Below are 15,959 nucleotides of genomic sequence, written 5' to 3'. Positions count from 1 at the left end.
TTGAGTGATAGTCCTAAAAATCTTAAGCTTTTCTCGTTTCAAATCTATTTAGAGTAAATCAGTCCAAATCTTCGCTTGCACATTACAAATGAGGGTTAAAGTGTGAGTAAAAAACGATTGAATAAGAAATAAAAAGCCTCTTATGAATCCTTTCAAACGCAAGGATTGTTGCGACATTAAGAGGAAAAAGTGTGTGGTGGTGTTAGTTTATAGCACTGACTTAAATTTTGATATGAATACGGTAAATATAGACAATGGAAAGTACCATATTTTTCTTAATTGATAGAGAAAAATATCTTTCCGCAAAAGGTAGGTGAGGAAAAGAATCGATTAAATTGTGAAAATCCGCTTCGGTTTAAATAAACTTTTGTCGAGGGTGCCAATGGCAAGAAGTTGTTCTTTGTAGAGGACAAAAATCTCATCTTCGTTAAGAGGTACTTTGTGATGACTTAAGAGGATAGAATGCCCCTTTATAATTCTCTGTGCTTGAGTTTCATTAAGGATATAGTGAGGGAGGCAATCCAATGCAGCGCTTGTTTCAATTAAGAGCTCATCGAGTGTTGTGAAGTTTTTTTCAAAAGAACGATTATTTTCATCTGTAGTGTTTTTATTTGGCGGAACGGCCGCTTTTAGTTCGTCCCATGTAATGAGATCTTCTTCATCAAAAGGTGCGACGGAAATACGCCTTAAATCAGCAATATGCCCATAGCAACCTAGATCACGTCCCATATCGCGTGCTAAAGAGCGCACATAAGTTCCTTTTCCGCAGGTTATTTCAAAGACAGAGTGCTTTTTAGTAGGCATTTCTAATAATTTGAAAGTTTCTATTTCCACTTCACGGGGCGGAATTTCAACAACTTCCCCTTCACGCGCTAAATCATAGGCACGATTTCCGGCAATTTTTATTGCTGAAAATTGCGGAGGCGTTTGCAAAATAATACCTGTATATTGAGGAAGAAGAGCAAGTATTTCTTCTTGTGTTGGACGTTTGAGAGAAGTTTTCGTTATTTCGCCCTCTAGATCATCTGTTGAACGCTCTTCTCCCCAAGCGATATGAAAACGGTAAGTTTTTTTGCCTTGCATCACGTAAGGGACGGTTTTGGTTGCTTCGCCCAATGCAATGGGAAGAAGACCAGAAGCAAGAGGATCAAGTGTTCCTGCATGTCCTGCCTTTTGTGCATGAAAGAGCCATTTGATTTGTGAGACAGCTTCTGTTGATTTCATTCCTTTTGGTTTATCAAATATGACCCAGCCAGAAACAGGACGCCCTTTTTTTTTGTGTTGCCGTGCCATATCTTTAATCCTCATCTTTATCACTATGGTGAAGATCGCGTGCAACCTCAGGCGAGCGAAGGAGAGCATCAATTTTTGAAAAATTATCAAAACTATTATCAAGTCGGAAACGCAGTTCAGGCATATATTTCATTTGTCGCAACGCATGACTGATTTCTCCACGGAGAAAACGACTATGTTTATTGAGGGTATCAACAACATCGGTATGAGAAGCATTTTTAAGAGTGCTGAGAGGTGATACAAAGCAAGTAGCAATTTTTAAATCTGGTGACATACGTACTTCAGAGACAGAAATAACAATATCTTTCAAGATATCATCAAGCAAAATATCACGCTGTAATATATGCGCTATTGCATGACGTACTTGCTCTGCTACTCTAAGTTGCCGTTGTGATGGCCTTGCATTTTTCATCAAAGTTTTATCCTTGCTACAAGATCTCTTTTTTTGACCATTTAGATAAGGGAAAAGAGATATTGTGTATAAAACCTAATAACTTTCTTCATTTTACAACAGAGTAAAGTTATTGGATTATTTTATAATGTGCGATTAATATGTTCGATACGGAAGATCTCAATGATGTCTCCTGCGCGCATGTCTTCATAATTTTCAAAGGCTATTCCACATTCTTGACCACTTTGCACTTCATTGACTTCATCCTTAAAGCGCTTGAGTGTTTTCAGCTTTCCTTCGTGAATAACGATATTATCGCGGATAAGGCGAACACCGGCTCCTCGTTCTATTTTACCTTCTGTAACACGACATCCTGCAACTTTTCCAATTTTTGTAATGTTAAAGACTTCTAGAATTTCAGCATTACCAAGGAAAGTTTCACGCTGTTCTGGTGAGAGTAATCCAGACATGGCAGCCTTGATATCGTCAACAAGATCATAAATGATGTTGTAATAACGAATTTCAATTCCTTGTGTTTTAGCAAAATCACGTGCTTGCTTATTGGCTCGAACATTAAAACCAATTACAGCAGAGTTAGAAGCTTCCGCAAGAGAAATATCACTTTCGGTAATTCCTCCAGCACCAGAATGTACAATACGCGCACGAACCTCATCATTTCCGAGTTTTTCCAATGCTGAAGCGATTGCTTCAATTGATCCTTGCACATCCCCTTTTATAATAAGAGAAAATTCCTTAACACCAGTCGTTTGCAATTTTGTCATCATCTGCTCAAGAGAACCACGCGAACCAGTTTGCCGCGCAACAGCTTTATCACGTGCTAATCGTTGACGGTATTCAGAAATTTCACGCGCTTTTGCTTCATGTGTGACAACAGCAAAACGGTCTCCAGCTTGTGGCGTTCCTTGCATGCCTAAAATTTCAATCGGTGTAGAGGGAACGGCTTCTTTGACATGGCGGCCATGGTCATCAATCAAAGCACGCACACGACCCCATTCATTTCCGGCAACTATAATATCAGAAGGGTGTAATGTACCTTTTTGAACAAGAACTGTTGCAACAGATCCACGTCCGCGATCCAATTTGGCTTCAATGATAACGCCCTCTGCAGTTCGTTGAGAATCTGCTTTCAGATCAAGCATTTCAGCTTGAAGAAGGATAGCTTCGAGAAGTTTATCAAGATTTTGACCAGTTTTAGCAGAAACTTCAACGTCCAAAGTTTCTCCGCCCATAGTTTCAACAAACACTTCATGTTGTAAAAGTTCTGTACGCACTTTTTGTGCATTCGCAGCTGGTTTATCAATTTTGTTGATAGCAACAATGATAGGTACACCAGCGGCTTTCGCATGATTGATTGATTCAATCGTTTGGGGCATAACACTATCATCAGCGGCTACAACGAGAACAGCAATATCGGTAACACGAGCTCCACGTGCGCGCATAGCCGTAAATGCAGCATGTCCTGGTGTATCAATAAAGGTAATTTTTTGACCGTTTTGTTCTACTTGATAGGCACCAATATGCTGCGTAATACCTCCCGCTTCGCCAGAAACAACATTTGCTTTACGAATAGCATCCAAAAGAGAAGTTTTTCCGTGGTCAACATGGCCCATAATGGTTACAACAGGAGGGCGCTGCTGCATGTTTTGAGGATTATCTGTTATATTAAAGATACCTTCCTCTACGTCAGATTCTAAAACACGTTTAACAGTATGGCCAAATTCAACAGCGATGAGTTCGGCAACATCTGCATCAATAACATCGCCAGGTTTCATCATTTGTCCTTGTTTCATCAAGAATTTAATCACATCAACAGAACGCTCAGTCATACGTTGTGCGAGCTCTTGAATGGTAATCGTTTCAGGAAGAACAACTTCGCGAGAAATTTTTTCTCTTGGTTCTTGATTTTGTGCACGCTTAAACTTTTCCTGTCTACGCCGCATTGCAGCCATTGAGCGTCCACGTGCGCTTCCTTCTTCGTCCAGTGCACTATTCAGAGTTAGCTTTCCGCGTCGCCGCTCATCAGCTCCTTTGACAACTTTTGGTACACGTATTTCTGATTTAGCAGGATTAGCACGCCGACTATGCCGTTCTTCCTCTTTATTTTCATCTATTTTGCGTTTTTCAACCACAGTTGTGTTTTTAGGCGCAATAGGAATATCTGTCTGTTCAATGAGAGGAGGAACAGGTGGAGCCTGTACTGGCGATATTTCTTCTTCTTGTTGGAGATGTATTTCTTTTTCTTTAATTTCTTGCTGTAAAATTTCTTCACGCTCTTTAGCGCGTCTTGCTTCTTCTTCGGCTTGTTCTCGCGTTATTCTTTCTTGGATATGTGCTTCTTCTAATGCGCGAAGTCTCGCTTCCATTTCAGTTGATGAAAGATTGCTTTTGGTCATAGATTCTTGAGGCTTTTTTCCCTCAAAACGCGGCTTAGAGCGCTGGGCGGCCACATGCGGCTTTGTAATGGGCTGTGGGGTTTCAGCTTTTTCATCAGGTCGCGTAATTTTACGCCGTTTGGTTTCGACAACGACAGCCTTCGTACGGCCATGGCTAAAATTTTGTTTGACCGTGCTCGTTTCCAAGACAGACCGCTTGAGAGTTAGTGTCTTCTTGACTGTTGTTTTGTCGTTGTTATTTTCACTCATTGTATTTCCTTCACGGCTTGTGCCGTCATCTCACTAGGCTTACTATGCTTGTCGTCACGATAGCTGATCAATTTATATGTCGTTTTGAGAAATCCCTCAGCAGCTTTTGTGTCCAATAAGGCCGCGTGCATTACAGGATTAGAGCCAAAAGCCACTCGCATTTCATCACTTGTAAATAAAGATATGATTTTTATAGTCCGATTTGTTTGTTGTTGTATTGAATGGATGGCCTGTGCAATTTTTCGTTTCCCATCTTCTGTTGTTTCTTTAGCATGAAGTACAAGAATAACTTTACCAGAGCGGATAGCAGCATCAACCTTTGTTGCTCCCATAACAATTGCTCCCGCTTTTCGTGCCATAGAAAGGCTTGAAAGAGCAGCTTTTAGTAAAAGCGTATCAACAACATGCACAAGATTTGGTGCAACCTCAACATCTGTTTTAAAGTTTCTATGAAAAGCTTTCTGTTTGATTGCTTTCTCAATAACAGCATGATGGGCAGAAATCCAAACGCCACGCCCTGGTAAATTCGCTTTAAGATCAGGAACAATTTGGTTATTGGGACCAATAACAAAACGGATCAGCGTTTGTGCTGAAGCATTTTTTCTAGTCACAATGCAAGTCCGTTCATTCATTTAAAGTGTATCCACATCCAAATCATCTGTTTTTTCATTTTCTGCAGAATTTTCATCTTCTACAGGATTTTCTGTAACAAGATCAGCTTGGTCTATCCAGCCTGCTTGTACACGTGCGGCTAAAACCATAGCTTCTGCATCCGCGCGTGTAATGTCAAAAGGGGTTAAAATACCAGAAAAATTCTGTGTTTGACCTTCTTTGCGTTCTCTCCAACCAGCTAAATCATCAACGGCATAGCCAGCAAAGTCTTCTATTGTTTTTACACCATCCTCACCTACAGCAACCAACATAGCACTTGTCATTCCAGGAAGTGTTCGCAATTCGTCAGAAACTCCGAGTTTTTTGCGTTTTTCATCAAGTTCTTTTTCTTGATGATCAAGATATTCGCGGGCACGACTTTGGATTTCAGCGGCGGTATCATGGTCAAAACCATCAATAGAAGCGATTTCTTCAAGATCAATATAGGCGATTTCTTCAATAGAAGAAAAACCCTCTGATGCCATAACCTGCCCGATCATTTCGTCAACCTCTAAGGCTTCCATAAACAATTTACTCCGTTCAGTAAATTCTTTTTGACGATTTTCAGATTCTTCCTTTTCCGTTAAAATATCAATGTTCCATCCTGTTAGTTGCGAAGCCAAGCGAACATTTTGTCCACGTCGTCCAATAGCAAGGCTAAGTTGATCATCTGGCACAATAACTTCAATCCGTTCAGCATCTTCATCAAGGATGATTTTAGAAACTTCAGCAGGTTGCAGTGCATTAACGACAAATGTTGCCGCATCAGGCGACCAAGGAATAATATCAATTTTTTCGCCTTGTAATTCAGCAACAACAGCTTGTACGCGACTTCCTCGCATTCCAACGCATGCTCCAACAGGATCAATGGAACCATCGCGTGAAACAACGGCGATTTTAGCCCGTGAACCTGGATCACGAGCAACAGATTTGATTTCTATAATACCATCATAAATTTCTGGCACTTCCATAGTGAAAAGTTTTACCATAAATTGGGGATGTGTGCGTGAAAGGAAAATTTGCGGACCACGCGTTTCACGGTGTACATCATTGACAAAAGCACGAATACGATCTCCATAGCGGAATGATTCACGAGGAATTAATTCATCACGGCGCACAATAGCTTCACCACGCCCGAGATCAACGATAACATTACCATATTCCACACGCTTAACTGTACCAGAAATAATTTCACCAACTTTATTTTTGAATTCTTCATATTGCTGATCACGTTCTGCGTCGCGTACTTTTTGTACAATAACCTGTTTAGCAGATTGTGCTGCGATACGTCCAAAATCCATAGGAGGTAAAAGATCAGCAAAAAAATCACCAATTTTTGCTTCTGCTTGATGTTTAAGAGCATCAGACAAAGTAATTTCCGTTGTGTAGTCTTCAACGACATCAACGATTTTAAGCAGGCGCTGTAATTTAATTTCACCTGTTTTAGAATTGATTTCAGCACGGATATTTGTTTCTTGACCATAACGAGAACGTGCTGCTTTTTGAATAGCATCAGCCATCGCAGAAATGACAATTTCACGGTCGATTGACTTTTCACGTGCAACAGCATCTGCAATTTGCAGAATCTCAAGCCTGTTAGCGCTTGTAGCCATCAATTTTCTCCTTCTTTGTGCCACACGATGGGTATTTCCCAGTGATATTATTTTTTGAAATTGAGCGTCTGTATAGAGTCGTTAGCTTTCTCTTCAGCAATGAATTGTTGACTTAACTCTTTATTTTTTTTCAATGCATCGCGAATAAGCTCATCGGTAAGCACTAAATGCGCATTTATGATATCACAAAAGGAAATAGGGGTATACATGGCTTCTCCATAAGCAGCTTTATCAGTGTTTAAAATAAATCCATCTTGCGTGATATTTGTAAATGTCCCGCGAAATTTTCGGCGTCCATCAATTGTTATTTTGGTTTCAATTTTTGCAAGATGCCCTTGCCAATGAAAAAAGTCAGATTTTCTTACCAATGGACGATCAATTCCAGGTGATGAGATTTCTAAATGATATTTGTGTTCAATAACATTTTGTACATCAAGGAGGGGGGAAACAGTTCGACTAACAGTTTCACAGTCTTCTACGGTCATAGAACCATCGGCACGTTCAACCATAATTTGAAGTGTTAAACCATTTTGACCAAGAAGTTTCACACGAACCAAACGAAAACCTAAAGGTTTAAGTAGTGGTATGACAAGAGCAGCAACCTGTGCTTCGATACCATCTTCTTCAAACAGGCGTGGTTCGTCAAGATTGCTTATTTTTTCAGCTTCGTTCATACATTTTATCCAAGTTGTTTTCATCAGTTTTATGATATTAAAAAAGAGCGGGTCCAACGGCCCACCCTTCATCATAAGACCAAGAATTTAGCTATTGATACTCTTAAATTCAAAATTTTTCAAGTTGTTTATGAGAAAAGCGCTTGATCATTTATTTCTTGATAAAGGTAAGATAGGCGGGCGTCCGTCCTTCGCGTAAAGCTTTTGCTTCATAGCGGGTTCCTTTCCATAGTGGATAAGGGAGTTTCCAGTCTTGAGGTTTTTCTGCTTTCCATTCAAAGTGATCATGTTGTGCACAATGGTACAAAGTCCAGTTTACATAACTGTCGATATCACTAGCAAAGCGAAAAATTTTCCCTATTTTAAGAACACGAGCAAAACGGTTAAGATTTTTTGTGTTGATGAAACGTCGTTTCCAGTGTTTCTTTTTCGGCCAAGGATCAGGATAGAAGAGGTCTATTCCATCAAGCGAGTTATCAGGGAGCCAATCAAGGAGGCGTGTAGCATCATCATTATAGAGGCGAAGATGATTTTGATAGTTTTGATGCTGTTCAAGAGACAACAATATTTTTGCCATGCCATTGATAAAGGGCTCGACGCCGATAAAACCGGTTTTTGGAAAATATTCCATTTCATGAAGTAAATGTTCACCTCCACCAAAGCCGATTTCAAGTCGAATTTCTCTTACTTTGCTTGAAAATAAGGATGTAAGGTTTGAGGGAGGTGGGACATTTAAATCAATATTTAAATTGGGGAGAAGCATTTTTATACGTGTAAGATGACTGTTTCGAAGTTGTTTTCCTTGTCGGCGTCCAAAAAATGCTTCACTCTTGCGTGTATTATATTTAATCATGGGATTTGGATCATTGTTTGAAGCGTTTTCACGAGATCAGTTTTTTCCCATGAAAACGAACCATCGTGTTTTGGTTTTCGCCCAAAATGACCATAGGCAGCTGTTTTCGCATAAATAGGTTTATTGAGGTCAAGATGTTTTCGAATGCCGGTAGGTGAAAGGTCCATTATTTTGCGAATGGCTGCTTCAATAACTTTTTCATCGACTTTTCCTGTTCCGTGAAGATTGAGATAAATAGATAAAGGTTGTGCAATACCAATTGCATAAGAGAGTTGAATGGTGCATCGCTCTGCTAAATGAGCAGCAACAATATTTTTAGCCAGATAGCGTGCCGCATAGGCTGCAGAACGATCAACTTTTGTTGTATCTTTTCCTGAAAAAGCACCGCCTCCATGGGGTGCTGCACCTCCATAAGTATCCACAATAATTTTGCGTCCTGTTAATCCGGCATCGCTTTGAGGACCACCAATGACAAATTTTCCTGTTGGGTTAATATACCAACTGCATTGATCTGCAATGGGAATGTCATGTAAAGCTTGACGAATGTAAGGTTCAACCACTGTACGTACCTTGTTGGAATCCCAGCTTTCATCGAGGTGCTGCGTTGAAAGAACAATGGATGTGACCTCTATCGGTTTTCCATTTTTATAGCGTATGGTTATTTGGCTTTTAGCATCTGGTCCTAATTTTCCAGCTTCTCCCTCTCCTTTATGACGGGCTGTGGCAAGAAGTTTGAGAATTTTATGCGCATAATAAATCGGCGCAGGCATGAAATCAGGTGTTTCACGGCAAGCATATCCAAACATGATGCCTTGATCACCTGCTCCTTCTTCACCATGCCGATCCGTAGCATTATCAACTCCTCTTGCTATGTCAGCTGATTGAGGGCGCAAAAGAACATCAATTTTAACAGTTTTCCAATGGAAACCTGCTTGTTCATAGCCAATGGTACGAATAGCACGGCGCGCTGCTGTACGAAAACGCGTAGGATTAATGAGTGGAAAGCCAGTTTCATCATAGATAAATTCTTTATTTTTATCTTTTTTTAATAGCGTATCGGGAACACGCACTTCACCAGCGATAACAACACGGTTGACACTGACGAGAGTTTCACAGGCAACGCGTATTAACCATGGATCAGTACCAGTCTTTTCAGCTTCTTTATAGATCATATCAACGATTTCATCGGAAATACGATCACAAATTTTATCAGGATGTCCTTCCGATACCGATTCGCTCGTAAAAAGATAATCTTGATGCGGCATAGGAACTCCTTCAAAAAAGAAAATCAACGATTTAATTAATTGCTTACTAAAGTTGTCACGATTTGCTAATTCTACAGCAAATCGTCAATGAAAATTTATATGAATAAAAGAAAAAAGATATAATTTTAATTTATAGCTTATTTGTCAAATCTTCCTCAGAAAGTGCTTTTGCCAAGTCAATAATTTTTCGACGCACTTTAGCATCAGATATATTTGTAAAAGCGCGCATGAGCTGAATCCCTTCGCTGCTAGAACAAAAGTCTATAAAATTGTGATCACTTTCAGCAAAACCCTCTACTTGTTGGGAGGTAATACCTTTATCAAAAAAGTAAGAAACAGGAACATCCATAATTTCCGCTATCGCTTGAAGACGACTGGCACCAATACGGTTTGTTCCTTTTTCATATTTTTGGATTTGCTGAAAAGTAATTCCTAATTTTTCGCCTAGTTTCTCTTGAGTGAGTCCTAAAATATTACGACGTAAACGGATACGAGTTCCAACATAGATATCTATAGGGTCAGGTTTTTTTCTAGTTTCGGTCATAATGCAACTCTTTATTTCCAGCACGTTTCTTCTAAGCCAACATCATATTTATACGAAGCTGATTCATCATATAATTAAGATAATATGTAATATTTTTTCCCAATATTACTGGTACACGCAACATAATACCGTACAAAGGGCACTTGAATCATTTAAGCTGTTTTGTAGAACCAAAACCAACACGACACAATAGCATAAGGATGAATAAGATAAAAGTAGAGAAAGTTCTGTATTCATTGCTTCCTATAGGGGTAATGGATGATGGAACTTGTGAATCAATAATGCCCACAGCATCTTGTTGAAGAGCTACAACGATTCGTCCATAAGAATCAATAACAGCTGATATTCCATTATTGGCTGCTCGTATGAGGGGGATTCCCAGTTCAACGGCACGAAGTTGTGCTTGTTGAAGATGTTGATAGGGTCCAGGTGTTACACCAAACCATGCATCATTTGTAATATTAATAATTGCTTGAGGCGAGGAGCCTTTAAAAGTCATTTCATGGGGAAATATTGCTTCATAACAAATCAAGGGTAGATAAGAAAATCCGTTTGGCATTGTAACAATTTTGCGCACACTTGCAGCACTATATCCACCAATATTATCGGCAAGGGTACGCAATCCAATTTTTTTCAATAAATCCTGATAAGGAAGATACTCACCGAAAGGAACCAAATGAAGTTTATCGGAAGTATTTAAAATATTACCTTGAGCATTAATGACTGCAATTGTATTAAAATATTGTGTTTGGGAATGAGGTAGATCATTGCTGGCTCGTATTGCTCCGATAATAGCCCATTGTTTAGGTTTTAAAAGAGAGGCAATGCGCATTGTGATAGATGAGTTATCATAGAGAAGGTAAGGAACGGAAGCTTCGGGCCATACGATAAAATCGGGTTCTGAATTTTGGTCAGTTGTTGGCATTGCACTTAGATTCATATGCGCTTCCAACATAGCTTCTCGTGTATTATCACGCAATTTTATATTTTGTTGGATGGAAGGTTGAACAATGCGCACCCAATAAGAACTTTTTTGATTTTCAGCTGTGTTTTCTATAGTATGAAGACGATAAAACCCAAAACCACTGTGAATAAATATAAGTGATAAGCAGAGAGAAAGTGCTACTTTCTTTTTTTCATCTGTTAATAAAACAGTTGGCAAACTGTAGGCTAAGACAGCAAGAATATTCATTCCGTAAAGTCCCACGATTGCATCAGATTGCATGAACATTGGGGTTGGCATGGCTGTATAGCCAAGAGCATTCCATGGAAATCCTGTGAATAAAAACGCACGCAACCACTCGGCCAATCCTAATGCAAAGGCTAAAACAAAAAAGCGTGCTATTCCTTTTGTCCATAATAAACCAACAATGAAACCAGAAAAAAACCAATAAAGAGAAAGGTAGAGTGGAGGAACTAAAATGGCTAATGGGACTGCCCAACCAAAAGAATCTGGATCTGTTAACAAAGCATTGCATAGCCACCAAAGTCCGCAAATAAAATAACTAAAACCAAAGGTTCCACAGCTTAAAGCGTAAATAAAAAAATGTTTTTTATTGTTTTTTGCGGCCCGTATTGAGTCAAGTAAAACAATAAAGAGAGGGAAAGTTAAAAAGCAAAGAGGTGTCAAATAAAAGGGTGGAAGTGCAAAAGAAGTAAGAGCACCACACAGAAATATCCATGCTTGGCGCTTCCAACCGGTAACAGAGGACAAAAAAACGATGAAATTGTTTAAAAACGCTGGACTATTCTTTAGGGATGACATTGTTCTCAAGATTCTCATTTTTTGGAATGCGAAAAATACGCAATCGCTTAATCCGGCGTTTATCAGCTTCTAAAATACGAAATCTATAACCAGGTACAGCTTCGACAATTTCACCTTTGGCAGGAATGCGATCAAGAATGGAGACGATCAAACCACCAATCGTATCAACATCATCACCATATTCCCCTACGATAAAATCAGGACCAAGAGCTTTCTCCACATCTTCTAGTTCAGTTCTTGCATCAACGAGCCATTTATTGTTTGGTTCACGTACGATAGCATTGTCGACATTATCATGTTCATCTTCGATATCACCAACGACCAATTCAACAATATCCTCCATTGAAACGAGACCATCTGTTCCCCCATGTTCATCAATAACTAAAGCCATTTGAGTTCGTGTAGTTTGCATTCGTGTTAATAATTTACTTGCAAGCATGGAACTTGGAACAAAGAGAACAGTTCGGATCAGATCCAATTCACCGATTGGGGTATGTAAGTCTGTATGGTTTAATTGAAGCAAATCGGATTTCTGTTCGGTTTTTGTTGGGCTGACAATAAAGCGTGTCATATAGTTAAGAATATCGCGGATGTGAATCATGCCGCGCGGATCATCTAAAGTTTCAGCATAAACAGGTAAGCGAGAATGACCAATTTTTGCGAAACATTTAAGGGTTTCTCCAAGTGAAGTGTTTATTTCCAGTGCTTCGATTTCAGAACGTGGTATCATAACATCATCCACGCGTGCTTCACGTAAGCGTAAAATATTATGTAACATAGTACGTTCTTCAGGTGAGAAGAGGGCAGTGTCTTTTTCATTGTCAGTCGTGAGTGCAACGGTAAGATCATCGCGCAGTGATGTAGACACACAATTACGACCCCGTAAGAATGAAAACAAATGATTCATCAGAGAATATTTTTCTGTATGATTCGTCTGTTGAGAGGTTTTTTTTTCATTATTAGAAGATGTTTGACTATTATTTTGTGCATTTGTTTTGTTTGTCATGGTTTTGAAATCTTCTAAACTTTCTTTTTATAATTAGGTGAATGAGAGGCTTTAAATGGTATGCTCGTAATATTGATTTTAAAAGTTAAATTTTATCATTTATAGACAATTCAGCGTAAGGATCTTTTATGGAAAGCTTTTGCAGAATTTCTCTTTCGAGCTTTTCCATTTGATATGCTTCATTATCAGTTTCATGGTCATAGCCAAGCAGATGCAAGATACCATGAACAATCATATGCGTTAAATGGTCTTGAAATGTTTTTCCTTGTTTTTCTGCTTCGAGAACAACAGTCTCTCGCGCAATAATAATATCACCGAGCATGGGACCAGGTCGATTTCCAGCTTTAAGTGGAAAAGCAGGAAAGGATAATACATTAGTAGATTTGTTTTTGTTGCGCCATTGTGCATTGATTTGTGCCATATGTTTATCATCCGTAAAAAGCAGGCTAATCTCGCTTACAACATTTGCCAATGAAACATGATGCATAGTCGTCATTAATGCTTTTTCAGTGATATTATAAAGCATTTTCTCATCATTCCACCCTGCGCTTTTAACCATTATATCAATAATAATCATGATGAATCAAATTCATTTTTTAATGCACCGCATGCGAATGATTTTTTTTTATTTTGTATTTCGGAATCGCGATCATAAGCACGAACGATAGCAGCAACAAGTGGATGGCGTATAACATCTTTTTCATCAAAATGTACAATCGCAATATTTTCTACATTTGAAAGAATGCGAATTGCTTCAATGAGACCTGATTTTTGCCCTGTAGGCAAATCAATTTGGCTTACGTCACCGGTAACAATCATACGTGTTCCTTCTCCAAGACGTGTGAGGAACATTTTCATTTGCATGGGCGTAGTATTTTGTGCCTCATCAAGAATAACAGCAGCATGGGCAAGTGTTCGTCCGCGCATAAAGGCAAGAGGAGCAATTTCTATGACACCAGAAGCTAAAATGCGTTCTATTTTTTCAGCGGGCATCATATCATAAAGAGCATCATAAAGTGGTCGTAAATATGGGTCGACTTTTTCTTTGAGATCACCGGGAAGAAAACCAAGATGTTCTCCAGCTTCAACAGCCGGACGTGAGAGAATAATTCGCTCAATGATACCACGTTCTAGAAGCATTGCAGCATGAGCAACAGCAAGATACGTTTTGCCTGTTCCTGCTGGTCCTACACCAAACACAAGTTCAGTATGCTCCATAGCGCGTATGTAAGCATCTTGTATTGGAGTTCTTGCATGAATTATTTTTTTATGGGTACTCAACCGTGCTGGTATATGTTTCGTTGCAGATTTGTGTGTTATTGTGTCTTCTTTCTGCTTCTTTGGTATATTTGCCATAGCAAGCGCTCCTTTTATATCTGATAAAGTGAGCTCTTGGTGTGTTTTGGCACGTTCATAAAGTTGCTGCAATACATATTGCGCACGTTTTATAACAGAAATATTTCCACGGATTAAGACTTCATTACCACGCGGATGAATACTAAGTTCAAGTTTTTTTTCGATATAAGCGAGATTTTCGTCAAATTTACCAAAAACTGCTTTTGCATATTTATTATTTTCGAAAATCAAAACAACTTGGCTCGGATCTGAAGCGCTTGTTTGTTTCAAGGTATCAGCCTTTTCAAGGGACATATTTACTTTTTCTTTAATACGCTTTATTTTTTCGGTTGAAGCTTTCAGCCTATTCTCCATATCTACATAAATATTGCACGTTTTGTTAAGTAAATTCTATAAAAGACATTTTTTAAAAAAAGTGCACGTTTTAGATGTAATCATTTTCTTTTAAAATAAAAGAGTTTTCCAAAATATTTATTGTGAACAAGGTTTTAGAAGTATGTTTATCTATTTGTCACTTCACCAACAAAACTGTTTGAGCTTGCATTTTTAATATGAATTTCTATTACGCTACCTGTAGAGACTTCTGTATCTACGACAACAGGTAAAAGCCAAGGGGAACGTCCTACCATTTGCCCTGAGTGACGTCCAGGTTTTTCGATGAGAACGTTAGTTTTTTGACCAATTTTAGAACGCAAAAACGCATTTTGTTGCTCAAGGAGAAGGACTTGTAAATGTTGAAGGCGGGCATCTTTTACAGATTCATCAACATGATTTTTCATTGTGGCTCCCACTGTTCCAGGACGGGGGGAATATTTAAAAGAATAAGCTGAACTGTACTGTACTTGTTGAATAAGTTTAATGGTTTCTTCAAAGTCTTCATCTGTTTCTCCTGGAAACCCTACAATGAAATCGCCTGAAAAGGCAATATCTGGCCGTGCGGTTCGAATTTTTTCGATAAGATGAAGATAATGAGAGCTTTTGTGTTGGCGGTTCATAGCTTTTAAGATGCGATCTGAACCTGATTGAACAGGAAGATGGAGGTAAGGCATTAACATATCAAGATCTCGATGCGCGGCAATAAGGCTGTCATCCATATCACGTGGGTGGCTGGTTGTGTAACGCAAACGCTTTAAACCATCGAGTTTTGCAAGATGATAAAGAAGATCGCCAAGACGCCAAGTTTTGCCATCAGCACTTTGCCCATGCCAACCATTGACATTTTGTCCAAGCAGCGTAATTTCTTTGACACCCGCTTCGATGAGTTGAAGGGCTTCTTCAGTAATTTGCTCAACGGATCGTGATATTTCGGCACCGCGTGTATAGGGCACAACACAAAAAGTGCAAAATTTATCGCAACCTTCTTGTACTGTTAAAAATGCGCTAACACCTCGTTTTCTTACTGCATGTTTATTATGGGGCGGTAAATGAGCAAATTTATCTTCAACAGCATAGTCTGTTTCGATAATTTTTTTTCCTTGTTTGGCTTTCTCTAACAATTCTGGCAAGCGATGATACATTTGCGGACCAATAACAAGATCCACTGTTGGAGCACGGCGCAAGATTTCACTTCCCTCAGCTTGTGCAACACAACCCGTTACACCAACCATCAGGGGTTTATCAGGTGTGCGCTCTTGACGCATAACGCGCAAACGACCGAGATCAGAATAAAGTTTTTCTGCTGCTTTTTCACGAATATGACAGGTATTAACAAGAATAAGATCGGCCTCATTGGGAATTTGTGTTGTCACATAGCCTTGCGAACTGAGACTATCAGTCATCCGTTGGCTATCATAAACATTCATTTGACATCCATAGGTTTTGATAAAAACCTTTTTCGGAGCAACAGGAGGCGTATTTTTAGGATTTTCTTTATTCATGGTGCATG

Annotated in this window: 14 protein-coding genes; all 14 read right to left on the bottom strand. The window is 39.1% G+C overall.

Annotation, left to right across the window (positions count from 1 at the left end; translation table 11 throughout):
* Nucleotides 1–330 precede the first annotated feature (330 nt).
* Nucleotides 331–1,293 (bottom strand): tRNA pseudouridine(55) synthase TruB, encoded by a 963-nt coding sequence (gene truB / locus ACFIKQ_RS04625; protein WP_375656054.1) that lies wholly within the window; start codon nt 1,291–1,293, stop codon nt 331–333.
* Nucleotides 1,294–1,297: 4 nt separating this feature from the next.
* On the bottom strand, nt 1,298–1,705 hold the full coding sequence (rbfA, locus tag ACFIKQ_RS04620; RefSeq protein WP_375635991.1) for a 30S ribosome-binding factor RbfA: 408 nt from the start codon (nt 1,703–1,705) through the stop codon (nt 1,298–1,300).
* Nucleotides 1,706–1,827: 122 nt separating this feature from the next.
* Entirely contained in the window at nt 1,828–4,347 is a 2,520-nt protein-coding gene (gene infB, locus ACFIKQ_RS04615; protein ID WP_375635990.1) for a translation initiation factor IF-2, read from the bottom strand.
* Complete coding sequence (locus tag ACFIKQ_RS04610; protein ID WP_375635989.1) at nt 4,344–4,979, bottom strand: RNA-binding protein; 636 nt, start codon at nt 4,977–4,979, stop codon at nt 4,344–4,346. The genes infB and ACFIKQ_RS04610 overlap by 4 nt, the downstream gene beginning before the upstream one ends.
* Entirely contained in the window at nt 4,980–6,611 is a 1,632-nt protein-coding gene (gene nusA, locus ACFIKQ_RS04605) for a transcription termination factor NusA (protein ID WP_375625637.1), read from the bottom strand.
* A gap of 47 nt (nt 6,612–6,658) precedes the next feature.
* The gene (gene rimP / locus ACFIKQ_RS04600; protein ID WP_375656072.1) at nt 6,659–7,309 is read right to left on the bottom strand and encodes a ribosome maturation factor RimP; all 651 of its coding nucleotides are present in this window, start codon (nt 7,307–7,309) and stop codon (nt 6,659–6,661) included.
* 127 nt (nt 7,310–7,436) lie between these two features.
* Complete coding sequence (locus tag ACFIKQ_RS04595) at nt 7,437–8,138, bottom strand: tRNA (guanine(46)-N(7))-methyltransferase TrmB (protein ID WP_375652632.1); 702 nt, start codon at nt 8,136–8,138, stop codon at nt 7,437–7,439.
* Nucleotides 8,135–9,403: a methionine adenosyltransferase gene (metK, locus tag ACFIKQ_RS04590; protein ID WP_273787797.1), complete on the bottom strand. Its 1,269-nt coding sequence runs from the start codon at nt 9,401–9,403 to the stop codon at nt 8,135–8,137. The genes ACFIKQ_RS04595 and metK overlap by 4 nt, the downstream gene beginning before the upstream one ends.
* A 130-nt stretch (nt 9,404–9,533) precedes the next feature.
* A complete protein-coding gene (locus ACFIKQ_RS04585) occupies nt 9,534–9,947 on the bottom strand; it encodes a helix-turn-helix domain-containing protein (protein ID WP_012754634.1) in 414 nt (137 codons plus the stop codon).
* A gap of 148 nt (nt 9,948–10,095) precedes the next feature.
* A complete protein-coding gene (lnt, locus tag ACFIKQ_RS04580; protein ID WP_375656053.1) occupies nt 10,096–11,730 on the bottom strand; it encodes an apolipoprotein N-acyltransferase in 1,635 nt (544 codons plus the stop codon).
* Nucleotides 11,693–12,718: a hemolysin family protein gene (locus tag ACFIKQ_RS04575; protein ID WP_375628544.1), complete on the bottom strand. Its 1,026-nt coding sequence runs from the start codon at nt 12,716–12,718 to the stop codon at nt 11,693–11,695. Before ACFIKQ_RS04575 ends, lnt begins: the two co-directional genes overlap by 38 nt.
* Nucleotides 12,719–12,803: 85 nt before the next feature.
* Nucleotides 12,804–13,295, bottom strand: coding sequence for an rRNA maturation RNase YbeY (ybeY, locus tag ACFIKQ_RS04570; RefSeq protein WP_375635984.1), 492 nt, complete (start codon nt 13,293–13,295; stop codon nt 12,804–12,806).
* Nucleotides 13,292–14,416 (bottom strand): PhoH family protein, encoded by a 1,125-nt coding sequence (locus ACFIKQ_RS04565; protein WP_375644663.1) that lies wholly within the window; start codon nt 14,414–14,416, stop codon nt 13,292–13,294. Before ACFIKQ_RS04565 ends, ybeY begins: the two co-directional genes overlap by 4 nt.
* Nucleotides 14,417–14,574: 158 nt before the next feature.
* Nucleotides 14,575–15,951 carry a tRNA (N6-isopentenyl adenosine(37)-C2)-methylthiotransferase MiaB gene (miaB, locus tag ACFIKQ_RS04560; protein ID WP_375656052.1) on the bottom strand — a complete coding sequence of 459 codons (1,377 nt, stop codon included), beginning with the start codon at nt 15,949–15,951 and terminating at the stop codon, nt 14,575–14,577.
* Between the last annotated feature and the right edge of the window lie 8 nt (nt 15,952–15,959).

The sequence above is a fragment of the Bartonella sp. MR63HLJHH genome, assembly GCF_042194155.1.
In the GTDB taxonomy this organism is placed as follows: domain Bacteria; phylum Pseudomonadota; class Alphaproteobacteria; order Rhizobiales; family Rhizobiaceae; genus Bartonella; species Bartonella grahamii.
Note: the sequence above shows the minus strand (reverse complement) of the source record. Positions and strands in the feature narration are given on the sequence as shown.